Raw genomic sequence first — 16,563 nt, 5'->3', positions numbered from 1 at the left:
GGGAGCAACTGCGCCATCCCGCGGCAGAACGGAAGCAGGGTCAGACCGGCTGCGATGACGGGAGTCCGTCACTGACTGCACTCTTCGCAACCTGGTTCCGTCCGGCCCCCTTGGCGAGATAAAGCGCCTGATCTGCCGCCTCGATCAGGCCTTGTACCCGGTCCAGCTGCGAACCCGAGGCCGCCGCCATCCCGATACTCACACTCACTCGACCGAAGGGGCTGGTCGGGTGAGCGATGGGCTCGTGCGCCAACCGTTCCAGGATCAGTTGCGCCACGACCGCCGCACCGTCACTGTCGGTATCGGGCATGATGACCGCCATCTCTTCCCCGCCGTAGCGCGCCACCAGATCCGACGGCCTGCGCACGCAGGTCTCGAGGACTCTGCCCACCTGCCGTAAACATTCGTCGCCGGCAACATGCCCTTGGGAATCGTTGAACAGCTTGAAATAGTCGAGATCGATCATCAGCAATGCCAATGAAGTCCCGTCACGCTTCGCCCGACGTGCTTCCATCTCCAGGGTCTGATCGAAACACCGCCGGTTGGCCAGACCGGTCAGCGCATCCTTCATCGCCAACAGTTCCAGCTGCCGGTTCGTGCCGAGCAATTGCTGTTGAGTGTCCCGCAGCTCACCTTCCACTTGGGTCCGACGACGGATATCGAGAATCAGAAACCAGCCGATGACGCCGGTAAGCCCCAGCAGCGTGGCGACCACGCCGATCGACAGAAGCGCTTCGAGTCGCCACGCCGCCAGGGCTTCGCGCTTGCCGAGCGCAACCGTGGTGACCAGCGGCAGCGTTTCACTCTTGCGAAAGGCGTAGAGCCGTTCGACGCCGTCAAGGCTTGAGGTGAAGGAAGCCGTGCCGACCGATTGGTCCACCAGGTATTTCGCATAGATCGGCGACTTGGAGAAGTTGCGCCCCATGTCCTGTTCGCGAAAGGGATAGCGAACCAGCATCGTGCCGTCGGTGTAGGACAAGCCGATCGCGCCCTCCTGTCCCACATCGAGTTGCCCGAACAGCCGCAGGAAGTTTTCCACCCCCAGGGTGACCGCCACCACACCGGCAAACTCCCCGCGAGCGTCATTGAAACGCCGGCTGATGGTAATCACCCATTCCTGATTCGAGCGACTACGAATCGGCGGGCCGATGAAGGGCTCGCGGGACGGATCGTCACGGTGATGAGTGAAATAGGCACGGTCGCTACTGTTGGCACCGACAGGAATCGGCCGGTTGGATGACAGCAACCAGTGACCTTTGTTGTCGTAGATCGTGATACCACTCATCTGCGGCATCAGCGGTCGCTGCCGGTTGATCAATGTATTGAGCCGTTCGATCTGCGCTGGGCCACCACCCTCGGTTTCCAGACGTTCGACGAGTCCGAGCAGAAGCAACGAGCTCTGCCGAACAATGCCTTCGGAATAAGTCTCGAGCGCCTGGGTCAGGTTCAGCCCGTGTACGTTGACCTCATCAAGTGCTTGATCCCGAGAGCCCAGCACTTTCCAGATCGTCAGCGACGCCAGGGAACAGCCGATAACCAACAGCAAGAGCATTACGAGGTGAGTATCACGCTTCACATCAGTACCTTTTGGAAAGTCCGGTTTCCGTCACGGCTATCATTGGACCAGGGCAATAAAACCGACCGTATTTCCTTGGCGGCACAAGGATACAAGCAGTCCATCAAGGGCGCAGCAACAGAGTGTCGCGGTCAGGGTTAACTCTTCGCGATCGGCCTGGCCGATAAAAACCTGAGTCCGACCGGACTTTTCGCCTCGCCTGGCGTCGAAGCTTGAGACTGCACACACAAGCATTGCTCGCCCCCCCGACCGCTGAGCTCAGACAAGGAAAGGACCCATGATGAATTTTGTGATTTTTCTGATTGCCTGCGGTGCCGCCGCCAGCACTGGCATTTTCTTCAAGCCTGGCACCTGGTACGAAGGTCTCGCCAAACCCGCCTTCACCCCACCCAACTGGGCATTTCCGGTGGCCTGGACGATCATCTATCTGCTGCTGGCCTGGGTCGGCTATCGATTGACCCTGATTCCCGGGAGTGAAACGGTGCTGGCGCTGTGGGCGGCGCAGATCGCGCTGAACACTTTGTGGACGCCAGTATTTTTTGGCGCACAACGCATGTTTGCTGCGATGGTGATACTCGCGTTGCTGTGGCTGGTGGTCGTGCTGATGGTGGTGCTGGCCTTGCGGCTGGATCTCATCACCGGACTGATTCTGTTTCCTTACCTGGCATGGCTGTGCGTTGCGGCGGCGTTGAACTTTTCGATTTTGCGCAAGAATTCGAAATGACCCGCATGGCCCTCCTGCGGGAACAGAGATCGCACCACAGCAGGGCCAGTCCTGAACAGGTTCGCACGCGGGCGGAGGAAAACTGCGCGTCGGCGCTCTGCCCCGCCCGGATCACAATCAGGCGACTTTCAACGCTTTGAGAATGACCAGCAAACCCTCGGCAAACGCCTCGGCTTGCTCGGTGAGTTCGGCAAGGTTTTCTTCGGCAGTGGTCAACGCCCTGCCATCCTTGAGAAGGCCTTCGCCCTGTCCACCGATGATGCCCCACGCCAGTTGTGCCCATTCAGCCGGATGCTTTTTGCCCTGTTTGATCGAGATCAGGAACAACTGCTGGATGCGGCTGACGACCAATCCGCCACCGGTGACAGGGCTGACCAGAACCTGGACTTTGGGACCGTACAACGAACGCTTGCACAGTTGCAGGTTGAGCGAATTGCACCGCGCCTGAACGAGCTTCTCGGCCGCCTCGCTCTGGCATGGCGCCACGGCCCCCATGCCGATCAATACGTTGATGGCTTGCTCCATGTCGCCATAAGGCAACGAGGGCACAAGATCCAGCAAATGACGGAGGCTCTTTGGTGCATAGTCCCCGTCCGCCAGCGCTTCGAGAACCGGGCGGTAGATTTCCGGCTGCAGTGTGGCGGCACCTGCCGGACCGGTGACCGTGTCCGGTACGCTGCCTGCTGCCTGCAACAGGGCAAAGCGTGTACTGAGCATGCGCTCGCGATGCTCTGAGGCGGACAGTCTGTTGGCGCCCCGAATGTACAGATCCCGACGGAAGCTCTGGTTGACGAAGTAATCGCGCGCCTGCTCGCGCATGATCGGATGCTCGATGCCCTCCAGAAAGTCCATGCCTTCGGCGCTCAGGTTGAGCGGATCCACCGAGTCCACCGGTACAGCTGTCGTGGCATAGTCGAGCTTGGCGGGTGACAGCGCATCGACCACGTCAGTGAAATACATGCAATTCCAGTCACGGTTGAAATACTCATGGGCGACGTACTGACGATTCTGGCCTTTGATGCTCTGCAGCTTGGCATCCAGCCCCGGCGCCGAGTTGGCATATTTGGGGTTCGCCGCCAAAAGCGCTTCGGAAAATTGCAACGCAGCATCGATACGCTGATCCGGGCGTACAGACGCCTGGGAGGAAAATCGGTCATGCAGGCTGAACAGATTGCGCAGTGGCGCCAATGGCGACCACCCCGGGAGGCAGTTGTAACTGATAAACAGCAGGCCGCCCGGCTTGAGATGACGGCGAGTGAACTCGACGATCAGCTTGTGGTTGTCACGGCTGACCCAAGTCCAGATGCCATGCAGGCTGATGCTGTCGAATTGCGGCAGATCGTTGCGTGCCAGCAACTGTTCGAAACTATCGTCATACAACCGCGCATCGCTACCCCAGTCGCTCGCCAGCCCGATGGCATGGGCCGCCTGACCTGGGTGAAAGTCTGTGCCAACGTAGGATCCCGGATTGCCGGCGGCATGGATATTGATCGAAACACCCTGGCCAAAACCCAGTTCGCAGTGATAACCATCGGTGCTTTCGAGCGTGGCAAAACCGCGCAACAACAAACAATAACGCTGGAAAACCGGATTGATTTCCCGGCTATACCCATAGGTATAGCCTTCGTCCGTGAAATATCCCTCGTTCCAGGCATTGCTCATGCGTGCACCCTTACTTTCGGAAATGAAGGTTGCTCTTATAAGGGGTAGTCAGGGCAATTCACAAGAAGAAAAGCTATCGGCGATGAACGCCTTCAGCGAACGCTCTTCAAGAATCTTGATCGAGAAGTGTCCGAAGTGTTTTGGCAGCCAGATGATGCGCGTACCGGAAGGCGACTGCAGGTGTTCGCGCGTCAACGGATTTCCGTTTTCATCTTCGGGTTGTACGTCTTTGGCGTGCAGTTCATCGTGGGCTTTTTCGATATCCGAATGCTGTAAGAACTTTCCTGCGGGCAAAACAAAACCCCAACTGCTTTCGCAATTGGGGTTTCGGAATTTAATCTTGACGATGACCTACTCTCACATGGGGAAACCCCACACTACCATCGGCGATGCATCGTTTCACTTCTGAGTTCGGGATGGGATCAGGTGGTTCCAACGCTCTATGGTCGTCAAGAAATTCGGGTACTGAGTCGTGACCGGATGGCCTCGCTTCAGCAAATTGGGTATGTGACAGCTAGGTGTTTTGTGAGCGTCGAACTTTCGGTTCATCTTCGTCTTCACACACCGCAATCTGGTCTCTTTCGAGTCTACAGATTGCTTGGGTGTTATATGGTCAAGCCTCACGGGCAATTAGTATTGGTTAGCTCAACGCCTCACAGCGCTTACACACCCAACCTATCAACGTCGTAGTCTTCGACGGCCCTTCAGGGAACTCAAGGTTCCAGTGAGATCTCATCTTGAGGCAAGTTTCCCGCTTAGATGCTTTCAGCGGTTATCTTTCCCGAACATAGCTACCCGGCAATGCCACTGGCGTGACAACCGGAACACCAGAGGTTCGTCCACTCCGGTCCTCTCGTACTAGGAGCAGCCCCTCTCAAATCTCAAACGTCCACGGCAGATAGGGACCGAACTGTCTCACGACGTTCTAAACCCAGCTCGCGTACCACTTTAAATGGCGAACAGCCATACCCTTGGGACCGGCTTCAGCCCCAGGATGTGATGAGCCGACATCGAGGTGCCAAACACCGCCGTCGATATGAACTCTTGGGCGGTATCAGCCTGTTATCCCCGGAGTACCTTTTATCCGTTGAGCGATGGCCCTTCCATACAGAACCACCGGATCACTAAGACCTACTTTCGTACCTGCTCGACGTGTCTGTCTCGCAGTCAAGCGCGCTTTTGCCTTTATACTCTACGACCGATTTCCGACCGGTCTGAGCGCACCTTCGTACTCCTCCGTTACTCTTTAGGAGGAGACCGCCCCAGTCAAACTACCCACCATACACTGTCCTCGATCCGGATAACGGACCTGAGTTAGAACCTCAAAGTTGCCAGGGTGGTATTTCAAGGATGGCTCCACGCGAACTGGCGTCCACGCTTCAAAGCCTCCCACCTATCCTACACAAGCAAATTCAAAGTCCAGTGCAAAGCTATAGTAAAGGTTCACGGGGTCTTTCCGTCTAGCCGCGGATACACTGCATCTTCACAGCGATTTCAATTTCACTGAGTCTCGGGTGGAGACAGCGCCGCCATCGTTACGCCATTCGTGCAGGTCGGAACTTACCCGACAAGGAATTTCGCTACCTTAGGACCGTTATAGTTACGGCCGCCGTTTACCGGGGCTTCGATCAAGAGCTTCGCGTTAGCTAACCCCATCAATTAACCTTCCGGCACCGGGCAGGCGTCACACCCTATACGTCCACTTTCGTGTTTGCAGAGTGCTGTGTTTTTAATAAACAGTCGCAGCGGCCTGGTATCTTCGACCGGCGTGGGCTTACGCAGCAAGTGCTTCACCCTCACCGGCGCACCTTCTCCCGAAGTTACGGTGCCATTTTGCCTAGTTCCTTCACCCGAGTTCTCTCAAGCGCCTTGGTATTCTCTACCCAACCACCTGTGTCGGTTTGGGGTACGGTTCCTGGTTATCTGAAGCTTAGAAGCTTTTCTTGGAAGCATGGCATCAACCACTTCGTCGCCTAAAGGCAACTCGTCATCAGCTCTCGGCCTTGAAACCCCGGATTTACCTAAGATTTCAGCCTACCACCTTAAACTTGGACAACCAACGCCAAGCTGGCCTAGCCTTCTCCGTCCCTCCATCGCAATAACCAGAAGTACAGGAATATTAACCTGTTTTCCATCGACTACGCTTTTCAGCCTCGCCTTAGGGACCGACTAACCCTGCGTCGATTAACGTTGCGCAGGAAACCTTGGTCTTTCGGCGTGGGTGTTTTTCACACCCATTGTCGTTACTCATGTCAGCATTCGCACTTCTGATACCTCCAGCAAGCTTCTCAACTCACCTTCACAGGCTTACAGAACGCTCCTCTACCGCATCACTTACGTGATACCCGTAGCTTCGGTGTATGGTTTGAGCCCCGTTACATCTTCCGCGCAGGCCGACTCGACTAGTGAGCTATTACGCTTTCTTTAAAGGGTGGCTGCTTCTAAGCCAACCTCCTAGCTGTCTAAGCCTTCCCACATCGTTTCCCACTTAACCATAACTTTGGGACCTTAGCTGACGGTCTGGGTTGTTTCCCTTTTCACGACGGACGTTAGCACCCGCCGTGTGTCTCCCATGCTCGGCACTTGTAGGTATTCGGAGTTTGCATCGGTTTGGTAAGTCGGGATGACCCCCTAGCCGAAACAGTGCTCTACCCCCTACAGTGATACATGAGGCGCTACCTAAATAGCTTTCGAGGAGAACCAGCTATCTCCGAGCTTGATTAGCCTTTCACTCCGATCCACAGGTCATCCGCTAACTTTTCAACGGTAGTCGGTTCGGTCCTCCAGTCAGTGTTACCTAACCTTCAACCTGCCCATGGATAGATCGCCCGGTTTCGGGTCTATTCCCAGCGACTAGACGCCCTATTAAGACTCGCTTTCGCTACGCCTCCCCTATTCGGTTAAGCTCGCCACTGAAAATAAGTCGCTGACCCATTATACAAAAGGTACGCAGTCACAGAACAAAGTCTGCTCCCACTGCTTGTACGCATACGGTTTCAGGATCTATTTCACTCCCCTCTCCGGGGTTCTTTTCGCCTTTCCCTCACGGTACTAGTTCACTATCGGTCAGTCAGTAGTATTTAGCCTTGGAGGATGGTCCCCCCATATTCAGACAAAGTTTCTCGTGCTCCGTCCTACTCGATTTCATGACTAAGAGATTTTCGCGTACAGGGCTATCACCCACTATGGCCGCACTTTCCAGAGCGTTCCGCTAATCTCAAAGCCACTTAAGGGCTAGTCCCCGTTCGCTCGCCACTACTAAGGGAATCTCGGTTGATTTCTTTTCCTCAGGGTACTTAGATGTTTCAGTTCCCCTGGTTCGCCTCTTGCACCTATGTATTCAGTACAAGATAACCATCTTATGATGGCTGGGTTCCCCCATTCAGACATCTCCGGATCAAAGTCTGTTTGCCGACTCCCCGAAGCTTTTCGCAGGCTACCACGTCTTTCATCGCCTCTGACTGCCAAGGCATCCACCGTATGCGCTTCTTCACTTGACCATATAACCCCAAGCAATCTGGTTATACTGTGAAGACGACATTCGCCGAAAATTCGAATTTCTCAACTAAGAGAACTCACAAATTTTACCTTAGCCTGATCACCACCAGTGAAAGTGGCCATCAGTCTATCTTTCTATCACATACCCAAATTTTTAAAGAACGAACTAGTCAAAGACTAGAAATCAACATTCACCATCAACACGATGGAATGCTCATTTCTAAGCTCTTACTTCAGAAGCAGTAGTGGTGGAGCCAAGCGGGATCGAACCGCTGACCTCCTGCGTGCAAGGCAGGCGCTCTCCCAGCTGAGCTATGGCCCCGTATTTCTACAGGCGTTTCCCACACAAAATTGGTGGGTCTGGGCAGATTCGAACTGCCGACCTCACCCTTATCAGGGGTGCGCTCTAACCAACTGAGCTACAGACCCAATTTCGGGCTGCTTCTTTCGTCTTCTTCAATGAATCAAGCAATTCGTGTGGGAACTTATGGAGCAGCTGATGTCGTCGATTAAGGAGGTGATCCAGCCGCAGGTTCCCCTACGGCTACCTTGTTACGACTTCACCCCAGTCATGAATCACACCGTGGTAACCGTCCTCCCGAAGGTTAGACTAGCTACTTCTGGTGCAACCCACTCCCATGGTGTGACGGGCGGTGTGTACAAGGCCCGGGAACGTATTCACCGCGACATTCTGATTCGCGATTACTAGCGATTCCGACTTCACGCAGTCGAGTTGCAGACTGCGATCCGGACTACGATCGGTTTTATGGGATTAGCTCCACCTCGCGGCTTGGCAACCCTTTGTACCGACCATTGTAGCACGTGTGTAGCCCAGGCCGTAAGGGCCATGATGACTTGACGTCATCCCCACCTTCCTCCGGTTTGTCACCGGCAGTCTCCTTAGAGTGCCCACCATAACGTGCTGGTAACTAAGGACAAGGGTTGCGCTCGTTACGGGACTTAACCCAACATCTCACGACACGAGCTGACGACAGCCATGCAGCACCTGTCTCAATGTTCCCGAAGGCACCAATCCATCTCTGGAAAGTTCATTGGATGTCAAGGCCTGGTAAGGTTCTTCGCGTTGCTTCGAATTAAACCACATGCTCCACCGCTTGTGCGGGCCCCCGTCAATTCATTTGAGTTTTAACCTTGCGGCCGTACTCCCCAGGCGGTCAACTTAATGCGTTAGCTGCGCCACTAAGAGCTCAAGGCTCCCAACGGCTAGTTGACATCGTTTACGGCGTGGACTACCAGGGTATCTAATCCTGTTTGCTCCCCACGCTTTCGCACCTCAGTGTCAGTATCAGTCCAGGTGGTCGCCTTCGCCACTGGTGTTCCTTCCTATATCTACGCATTTCACCGCTACACAGGAAATTCCACCACCCTCTACCATACTCTAGCTCGCCAGTTTTGGATGCAGTTCCCAGGTTGAGCCCGGGGATTTCACATCCAACTTAACGAACCACCTACGCGCGCTTTACGCCCAGTAATTCCGATTAACGCTTGCACCCTCTGTATTACCGCGGCTGCTGGCACAGAGTTAGCCGGTGCTTATTCTGTCGGTAACGTCAAAATTGCAGAGTATTAATCTACAACCCTTCCTCCCAACTTAAAGTGCTTTACAATCCGAAGACCTTCTTCACACACGCGGCATGGCTGGATCAGGCTTTCGCCCATTGTCCAATATTCCCCACTGCTGCCTCCCGTAGGAGTCTGGACCGTGTCTCAGTTCCAGTGTGACTGATCATCCTCTCAGACCAGTTACGGATCGTCGCCTTGGTGAGCCATTACCTCACCAACTAGCTAATCCGACCTAGGCTCATCTGATAGCGCAAGGCCCGAAGGTCCCCTGCTTTCTCCCGTAGGACGTATGCGGTATTAGCGTTCCTTTCGAAACGTTGTCCCCCACTACCAGGCAGATTCCTAGGCATTACTCACCCGTCCGCCGCTGAATCCAGGAGCAAGCTCCTTTCATCCGCTCGACTTGCATGTGTTAGGCCTGCCGCCAGCGTTCAATCTGAGCCATGATCAAACTCTTCAGTTCAAACATCTTTGGGTTTTGAGAAAACCCTAAACTTGGCTCAGCAATCGTTGGTTACATCTTTGATTTCTCGCGGAGTAACTTGTGATGCTGATAATCTTGTTGACTATCAGTCTGACTCCACAAGCACCCACACGAATTGCTTGATTCAGTTGTTAAAGAGCGGTTGGTTAAGATCTTTCGTCTCAACCGAGGCGCGCATTCTACAGCAGCCTCATTTGCTGTCAAGTGATTATTTTCAGAAGTTTTCGAAGATTTCTTCAACAACTTCAACCACTTGCGCTTCCGATCTCTCGTTAGCGGGAGGCGAATTCTACAGCGTTACACGCTGCTGTCAACACCTCTTTTTCTCCGCTTTCGACCGAGAAGATCGAACCGTTGAAAGCGCCAAAAGAACCGGCATTTCCAACTCCTTCCAGGCTTCGATGAACTGAAGCGACCCACGCCCGAAACCTACTTAACTCATTGAATCTCAAGGAGTTTTCCGTTTCGACTGCGCCGGAAGTGGGGCGAATTATAGAGACTCAGAATCTGCCGTCAACCCTTAATTTGAGTTTTCTATCAAGAGAAGGGAAAAAGCCGCTTCTATATAGACGGGACGCTGCAACTGCGCACTATATTGCCCAGCAGTCGCCTATCGGCTACCGCCATCACTCAATGCCGAGCCCGCCAGCCAATCAGCCAATCACCTTCGCATACACCGACCGGTCAATATTCCCCCCGGACAGTATTACCCCGACCTTTTTCCCCTCCATCCTTCCCCGCTCCTGCATCAACGCAGCCAACGCAGAGGCACCTGCGCCCTCTGCAAGGTTATGGGTATCGGTGTAATAGACGCGCATGGCTTCGGCAATCTCGCCTTCGCTGACCGAGACTACCCTCGCCGCCCCTTCCTTATAGATGTCGAACGCCTGCACAACCGGTTTGCGTACGGCCAAGCCATCGGCAAAGGTATTCGCCGATGCGGTTTCGCAGATCACGTTCGCTTCGAACGACAGCTTGGCGGCTGCGGCCTCCGTCGAAACAACCCCCACCACTTCAGTATTCAGTCCTAGCGCATCGCGAGCAGCGATCACACCACAGATCCCCGATCCGCAACCGATGGGCACGTAAACGGTATCCAGATCCGGCGCCGCGCCGAACAACTCCAGCGCATAGGTCGCCACGCCCTTGACCAGTTCAACGTGAAACGGAGGCACCAGAAAAAGGTCATGCTCCTGCGCCAGGCGCGCCGCCTCCTCACGCGCTTCGTCAAAATCGCGCCCGCATTCAACCACTTCACCACCAAAGCCGCGCATGGCGTTGTTCTTTTCCAGCGAATTGCCCTGTGGCACCACGATCAACGCTTTCAAGCCCACAGCCCGGGCTGCAAGCGCCAGACTCTGACCGTGATTGCCGCGAGTCGCAGAGACAATGCCTTTGACAGTCGGATGCTCACGACGCAGCCAATGCATAAAGGTAATACCGCCGCGCACCTTGAAGGCGCCGGTCGGCGTGTGGTTTTCATGCTTGACCCAAACAGTGCAGCCCAACCGCTCGGCCAGCAGCGGCCAACGGTATTGGGCGGTAGGCGGCATCACCTGATAAACCTGGCGGGCAGCGTTTTCAATGTCGTCGCGAGTGAATGCGTGCATATAAGTGGCTCCTTGGACTTTGGCCCAGTCTAGGCACGGACGCACCACGTCGGCTTTCAAAAAACCGACCTGACTTTTATGCACTTCCTTCACTACTATGGCGTTCATGAGCCATCGAAACCGGAGCCACCCCCTAACCGTCGCAGAGCCGATACGTCGTGTCGAGGCCGGTCCGTGGGCGATCGAGTTGCTACCAGGCGCAGCCTATTCAGCGCGGTACGTGGCGACCCAGTCAGCGATTGGCTTTGCCTTCGACAGCCAGCGCGGCGTACACGCCATTGGTACTGACCGAATACGCCCCTTCGATGCGATGCCCAATGGTCTGGCGTTTGTTCCCGCTGGTTGTGACGTGCTGTCCGAGTCGCCCAAGGGCGGTGAGTATCTGCGGGTGATACGCACAGACGGCACGGCACTGGCGGGTGACCGGGCGTTCAACAATCGTATCGACCCGCAGGCCATTCACCTCGCGTCGCGTATGCGCAGTGCATTGCTGAAAACTTCACTGGATGATGACTGGGAAAGCTGGGCGCTCAACCTGGCCGAACGGGTTGAGGGCCATGCGACCGTAACGCATCAAAGCTCAATCACCGGCAGCCGAATGCGACTGCTGGATGAATTCATCGACGCCGGCCTCGGCGGCCCGCTGAGCGTTTCAACGATGGCGCAATTGCTGAACTTGTCCGAAGGTTATTTCATGCGCGCGTTCAAGCAGGTGACCGGCAAAAGTCCCCACAGCTACCTGATCGACAGACGACTGGCCAAAGCCCGAGCGTCGATGCGCGATACAACGGCCAGCCTCTCGCAGATCGCCCTCGCCTGCGGTTTCGCCTCGCAGGCGCATATGACCACAGCCTTCAAACAGCGCCTCGGCGTGAGTCCGGCGCAACTGCGCACAGATTCTCTCAATAGCCTTATCACCGACAAACAACACTCTTCTATATAGAAGAAGCGGCCACATGAGACGCCCTGAATGACAAAAGCCCGACATCCGCCGGGCTTGTCTTTCACCCAAACCATTTCAGCGAATCACCAGTGGCATTCAAACGCCCTTCTATGGTGTCCTGTTCGACAAGAGCCCGACACCCTCCCTGGGCGGCTCATGTCATTCCGGCATACAACCGATGAGGTCCGTTTCATGAGCAATACGTCTTACGCACCACCCAAGGTCTGGAAACACATCGCGCCGTCCGGCGGCCAGTTCGCCAGCATCAATCGCCCTATTGCCGGACCGACCCACGACAAGACGCTGCCGGTTGGCGAGCACCCGTTGCAACTGTATTCGCTGGCCACGCCCAACGGCGTGAAAGTGACCATTCTGCTTGAAGAGTTGCTGGCGCTCGGACATTCCGGCGCCGAATACGACGCCTGGCTGATCCGCATCAACGAGGGGGACCAGTTCTCCAGCGGCTTTGTCGAGATCAACCCCAATTCGAAAATTCCAGCGCTGCTGGATCGCAGTGTAGAACCCGCCATTCGCGTATTCGAATCCGGCTCGATCCTGCTCTATCTGGCGGAAAAATTTGGCGCCTTTCTGCCCACCGACCTGGCGGGACGCACCGAAACCCTGAACTGGCTGTTCTGGCAAATGGGCGCTGCGCCTTATCTGGGCGGTGGATTCGGGCATTTCTATGCGTATGCGCCGGAAAAGCTCGAGTACCCGATCAATCGTTTCACCATGGAAACCAAGCGTCAGCTGGATGTACTCGATCGCCGCCTGAGCGAAAGCCCCTACCTTGCCGGCAACGACTACACCATCGCCGACATCGCGGTCTGGCCGTGGTACGGGCAACTGGTGCGCAACAACGTCTACTCTGCCGCCGAGTTTCTTTCCGCTCACGAATACACCCACGTGCAGCGCTGGGCGCAAGCGATTGCTGAACGGCCTGCGGTGATTCGTGGCCAGCGCGTCAACCGGACGTGGGGTGATGAAGCGAGCCAGGTTCCGGAGCGGCATCAGGCAAGCGATCTGGGTTGAGTCCAGGCTAAAGACGACCAACGCCTGGGCGGTTAGCTATCAGGCGTTGGATTGGTCAGTAATTCCCGGTGCCATCCTCGCCACTCAGGCAACCTGCCGACGCATCGTCAGAATCGCCGCGCCAAAACCGATGAAGGTGGTTCCCACCACCCGGCTGACCCAACGAGACAGCGCGGGCCGGGTCAGCACGCCCTTGGCACGGGAAGCGAGTGCGGCGTAGAGCGTCAGAGATGTCACCGACAAGGCCATGAAAATCGACGTCAGGATCAGGAATTGCGGGAGTAGGGTTGCGCCCTGATCAATGAACTGCGGAAACAGCGCGGTGAAGAACATCGTAGCCTTGGGATTGGTTACCGCCGTCAGGTACGCAGATTTGAACAGTCTGAAACGCGTCGGCCGGAGCTTCTTCGAGTCATCCTGAAAACCCTCCGGGAGCATCGGGCCTTTTTTGAGCAACTGCCGGATCCCGAGATAGAACAGATAACCGGCGCCGATGATTTTCACCGCGTTGAACAGCATTTCAGAACTGGCCAGCAACGCCCCCAACCCCAACATGGCAGCGGCCGACAGACAAAACAGACCGCTGGCATTGCCAAGGGACGACCAGATCGCGCTGCGCTGACCATGGGCCAGGCTGTTGTTGATCGCCATCAGCGTCGCTGGGCCCGGGCTGGCGATGGCAATCGCCGCAACCAGGGTAAACGCCAGAATCGAGTGAGAGTCCAATTTCCAGGCTCGTTGAGATGAGGTGTTCGCATATTACAGGAGCGAACGGGACATCGGGCCACAGACCGCTACGCTTTACTTCTCGGTGTCGGCGGCCCAATGATGCAAGAGCGGCACCCGGCCTCGAATAACGACAACGGAGGGTCGTCCACCGATCATGAACATTCTCTACGACGAACAGGTCGACGGCGTCTTGCCCGATGTCGACAAGGGCGCGCTCCTGCAAGCCTTGCAGCGTCAGTGGCCGGCCCTGGAAGTCCTTCATCAGCACGAAGAACTCAAACCCTACGAGTGCGACGGTCTCTCGGCCTATCGCACCACCCCGCTGCTGGTGGTTCTGCCCCGGCACATCGATGAAGTTCAGGGCGTGTTGCGAATCTGCCACGAACGGCGGGTGCCGGTAGTCGCCCGGGGCGCCGGCACCGGACTGTCCGGCGGTGCACTGCCGCTGGAAAAAGGTGTGTTGCTGGTGATGGCGCGCTTCAACAATATCCTGCAGATTGACCCGGAAGCACGCACCGCACGGGTTCAACCCGGCGTGCGCAACCTGGCCATTTCCCAGGCGGCAGCGCCATTCGGTCTGTATTACGCGCCCGACCCGTCCTCGCAAATCGCTTGCTCCATCGGCGGCAATGTGGCGGAAAACGCCGGCGGCGTGCATTGCCTCAAGTACGGCCTGACCGTGCACAACCTGCTCAAGGTAGAGATTCTCACTGTCGAGGGCGAACGCCTCACGCTGGGCTCGGAAGCCTTGGACTTCCCAGGCTTCGACTTGCTGGCGCTGTTCACGGGTTCTGAAGGCTTGCTCGGGGTAATCACCGAAGTCACGGTCAAACTGCTGCCAAAACCCCAGACCGCGAAAGTGCTGCTGGCGGCGTTCGATTCCGTGGAAAAGGCTGGCCGCGCCGTGGCCGACATCATCGCGGCCGGCATCATCCCCGGCGGACTGGAAATGATGGATAACCTGGCGATCCGCGCCGCCGAAGACTTCATCCAAGCCGGCTATCCGGTGGACGCCGAGGCCATTTTGCTGTGTGAACTTGATGGTGTCGAAGCGGACGTCCACGACGACTGCAATCGGGTTCGCCAGGTGCTGGAACGGGCCGGTGCCACCGAACTGCGCCAGGCCCGGGATGAAGCCGAGCGCGTGCGATTCTGGGCCGGGCGCAAGAATGCCTTTCCCGCCGTGGGTCGGCTGTCGCCGGATTACTACTGCATGGACGGCACCATCCCGCGCCGCGAGCTTCCCGCTGTACTGCACGCGATTGCGCAGCTTTCAGCCGAATATGGCTTGCGGGTCGCCAACGTATTCCACGCCGGCGACGGCAACATGCATCCACTGATTCTGTTCGACGCCAACCGGCCCGGCGAACTGGATCGCGCCGAATCGCTGGGCGGCAAGATCCTCGAACTGTGTGTGAGGGTCGGCGGCAGCATCACCGGCGAACACGGCGTGGGCCGGGAAAAAATCAATCAGATGTGCGCGCAATTCAACAGCGATGAGCTGACCCTTTTCCACGCCGTGAAAGCAGCGTTCGATCCCGGCGGCCTGCTCAATCCGGGCAAAAACATTCCGACCTTGCACCGCTGCGCCGAATTCGGTGCGCTGCACGTGCATCACGGGCAATTGCCCTTCCCCGAGCTGGAGCGGTTCTGATGGGTGACACCAAGGATTTCGATGACAGCGCCGCGCTGCTCGAACAGGTCAACCGGGCACTCGAAAACGCTACGCCGCTGCGCATCCAGGGGGCGAACAGCAAGGCGTTTCTCGGACGCATCGTCGGAGGGGAAATACTCGACACCCGCACCCATCGCGGCATTGTCAGCTACGATCCGACCGAACTGGTGATCACCGCGCGCTGCGGCACTCCACTGGCAGAATTGCTGGCCGTGCTGGACGCCGCGCAACAGATGCTGGCATGCGAACCACCCGCCTTCGCCGACGACGCCACGGTCGGCGGTATGATCGCCACCGGCCTGTCCGGACCGCGTCGGCCCTGGTCGGGTTCGGTGCGCGATTTCGTACTGGGCACGCGGATCATCACCGGTCATGGCAAACACCTGCGTTTCGGCGGCGAAGTCATGAAGAACGTTGCCGGCTACGATCTGTCGCGCCTGATGGCCGGCAGTTACGGCTCGCTGGGAGTCATCACCGAGGTCTCGCTCAAGGTGCTGCCCAAGCCACGAACGTGCCTGAGCCTCAGCCTGGAAATGACCGGCGAACAAGCACTGCTGCGCCTGGCCGAATGGGGCCAGCAGCCTTTGCCGATCAGTGCTGCGTGTCACGATGGCCGGCAATTGTTTCTGCGTCTTGAGGGTGGCGAAGGTTCAGTAGCGGCCGCCCATGATCGCCTCGGCGGCGAACTGGTCGACAATTCATTCTGGGCCGATCTCAACGAGCAACGCCTGGGCTTTTTCGATGAAGACCAACCGCTTTGGCGTCTGTCCGTGCCGCTGAACACGCCGCTGTTGAACCTGCCTGGCGAGCAGTGGCTCGACTGGGGCGGTGCTCAACGCTGGCTCAAGTCCACAGCTGAAGCCGCATCCATTCGCAAAGCGGTTGGCGACGTCGGCGGGCATGCAACCTGCTACAGCCACGGCCTGATCGACGAACCGTTCCATCCTCTGGCGCCCGCCCTGCTGCACTATCACCGCCAACTCAAGCGACAACTCGACCCCAGGGGCATTTTCAACCCCGGGCGTCTGTACGCGGAGCTTTGAGCC

At 56.8% G+C, this 16,563-nt stretch carries 9 protein-coding genes, 2 tRNA genes, 3 rRNA genes and 1 pseudogene; 5 read left to right on the top strand and 10 right to left on the bottom strand.

The features are described 5' to 3' along the window. Positions 1-40: 40 nt before the first annotated feature. Positions 41-1,576 carry a sensor domain-containing diguanylate cyclase gene (locus tag IHQ43_RS12155; protein ID WP_192564542.1) on the bottom strand — a complete coding sequence of 512 codons (1,536 nt, stop codon included), beginning with the start codon at positions 1,574-1,576 and terminating at the stop codon, positions 41-43. A gap of 280 nt (positions 1,577-1,856) precedes the next feature. Here IHQ43_RS12155 and tspO point away from each other — a divergent pair, with 280 nt between their 5' ends. Then, complete coding sequence (tspO, locus tag IHQ43_RS12150; protein WP_192564984.1) at positions 1,857-2,300, top strand: tryptophan-rich sensory protein TspO; 444 nt, start codon at positions 1,857-1,859, stop codon at positions 2,298-2,300. Positions 2,301-2,417: 117 nt separating this feature from the next. Here the strand turns inward: tspO and IHQ43_RS12145 are convergent, their stop codons facing one another. The 8 genes and pseudogenes from IHQ43_RS12145 to IHQ43_RS12110 all read right to left on the bottom strand — a co-directional run bounded on the left by IHQ43_RS12145 (position 2,418) and on the right by IHQ43_RS12110 (position 11,138). Next, complete coding sequence (locus IHQ43_RS12145; protein ID WP_192564541.1) at positions 2,418-3,962, bottom strand: methyltransferase regulatory domain-containing protein; 1,545 nt, start codon at positions 3,960-3,962, stop codon at positions 2,418-2,420. 48 nt (positions 3,963-4,010) lie between these two features. Further along, a pseudogene (locus IHQ43_RS12140) lies at positions 4,011-4,226 on the bottom strand (VOC family protein); the annotation flags it as partial. Between the two features lie 74 nt (positions 4,227-4,300). Beyond that, positions 4,301-4,416 (bottom strand): 5S ribosomal RNA (rrf, locus tag IHQ43_RS12135). Positions 4,417-4,571: 155 nt separating this feature from the next. After that, positions 4,572-7,462, bottom strand: a 23S ribosomal RNA gene (locus tag IHQ43_RS12130). 244 nt (positions 7,463-7,706) lie between these two features. Next, a tRNA-Ala gene (locus tag IHQ43_RS12125) sits at positions 7,707-7,782 on the bottom strand. A gap of 30 nt (positions 7,783-7,812) precedes the next feature. Next, positions 7,813-7,889 (bottom strand) — tRNA-Ile (locus tag IHQ43_RS12120). Positions 7,890-7,970: 81 nt separating this feature from the next. Then, positions 7,971-9,507, bottom strand: a 16S ribosomal RNA gene (locus IHQ43_RS12115). Together the 16S, 23S and 5S rRNA genes with 2 tRNA genes alongside form the textbook arrangement of a ribosomal RNA operon. Before the next feature lie 674 nt (positions 9,508-10,181). Continuing rightward, positions 10,182-11,138 carry a threonine dehydratase gene (locus tag IHQ43_RS12110; RefSeq protein WP_192564983.1) on the bottom strand — a complete coding sequence of 319 codons (957 nt, stop codon included), beginning with the start codon at positions 11,136-11,138 and terminating at the stop codon, positions 10,182-10,184. 97 nt (positions 11,139-11,235) lie between these two features. On the opposite strand from IHQ43_RS12110, the gene IHQ43_RS12105 reads away from it, so the two are divergent. Both IHQ43_RS12105 and yghU read left to right on the top strand, forming a co-directional pair. Further along, positions 11,236-12,081 carry a helix-turn-helix transcriptional regulator gene (locus IHQ43_RS12105; RefSeq protein ID WP_192564540.1) on the top strand — a complete coding sequence of 282 codons (846 nt, stop codon included), beginning with the start codon at positions 11,236-11,238 and terminating at the stop codon, positions 12,079-12,081. 192 nt (positions 12,082-12,273) lie between these two features. Further along, the gene (gene yghU / locus IHQ43_RS12100; protein WP_192564539.1) at positions 12,274-13,113 is read left to right on the top strand and encodes a glutathione-dependent disulfide-bond oxidoreductase; all 840 of its coding nucleotides are present in this window, start codon (positions 12,274-12,276) and stop codon (positions 13,111-13,113) included. Positions 13,114-13,197: 84 nt separating this feature from the next. Here yghU and IHQ43_RS12095 read toward each other — a convergent pair whose 3' ends face one another. Then, positions 13,198-13,839, bottom strand: a complete 642-nt coding sequence (locus tag IHQ43_RS12095) for a LysE family translocator (protein ID WP_192564538.1) — start codon at positions 13,837-13,839, stop codon at positions 13,198-13,200. A gap of 157 nt (positions 13,840-13,996) precedes the next feature. Here IHQ43_RS12095 and glcD point away from each other — a divergent pair, with 157 nt between their 5' ends. Continuing rightward, positions 13,997-15,496 carry a glycolate oxidase subunit GlcD gene (gene glcD, locus IHQ43_RS12090; RefSeq protein WP_192564537.1) on the top strand — a complete coding sequence of 500 codons (1,500 nt, stop codon included), beginning with the start codon at positions 13,997-13,999 and terminating at the stop codon, positions 15,494-15,496. Beyond that, positions 15,496-16,560: a glycolate oxidase subunit GlcE gene (gene glcE, locus IHQ43_RS12085; RefSeq protein WP_192564536.1), complete on the top strand. Its 1,065-nt coding sequence runs from the start codon at positions 15,496-15,498 to the stop codon at positions 16,558-16,560. The genes glcD and glcE overlap by 1 nt, the downstream gene beginning before the upstream one ends. Positions 16,561-16,563: the final 3 nt, after the last annotated feature.

Origin of the sequence: Pseudomonas gozinkensis (assembly GCF_014863585.1) — a bacterium.
In the GTDB taxonomy this organism is placed as follows: domain Bacteria; phylum Pseudomonadota; class Gammaproteobacteria; order Pseudomonadales; family Pseudomonadaceae; genus Aquipseudomonas; species Aquipseudomonas gozinkensis.
This window is presented reverse-complemented; position numbering and strand designations above follow the sequence as displayed.

Coding starts and splice junctions, on each gene's coding strand:
- yghU (WP_192564539.1), top strand. CDS start 12,274: ATGAGCAATACGTCTTACGCACCACCCAAGGTCTGGAAACACATCGCG.
- IHQ43_RS12105 (WP_192564540.1), top strand. CDS start 11,236: ATGGCGTTCATGAGCCATCGAAACCGGAGCCACCCCCTAACCGTCGCA.
- IHQ43_RS12145 (WP_192564541.1), bottom strand. CDS start 3,962: ATGAGCAATGCCTGGAACGAGGGATATTTCACGGACGAAGGCTATACC.
- IHQ43_RS12110 (WP_192564983.1), bottom strand. CDS start 11,138: ATGCACGCATTCACTCGCGACGACATTGAAAACGCTGCCCGCCAGGTT.
- tspO (WP_192564984.1), top strand. CDS start 1,857: ATGAATTTTGTGATTTTTCTGATTGCCTGCGGTGCCGCCGCCAGCACT.
- glcD (WP_192564537.1), top strand. CDS start 13,997: ATGAACATTCTCTACGACGAACAGGTCGACGGCGTCTTGCCCGATGTC.
- glcE (WP_192564536.1), top strand. CDS start 15,496: ATGGGTGACACCAAGGATTTCGATGACAGCGCCGCGCTGCTCGAACAG.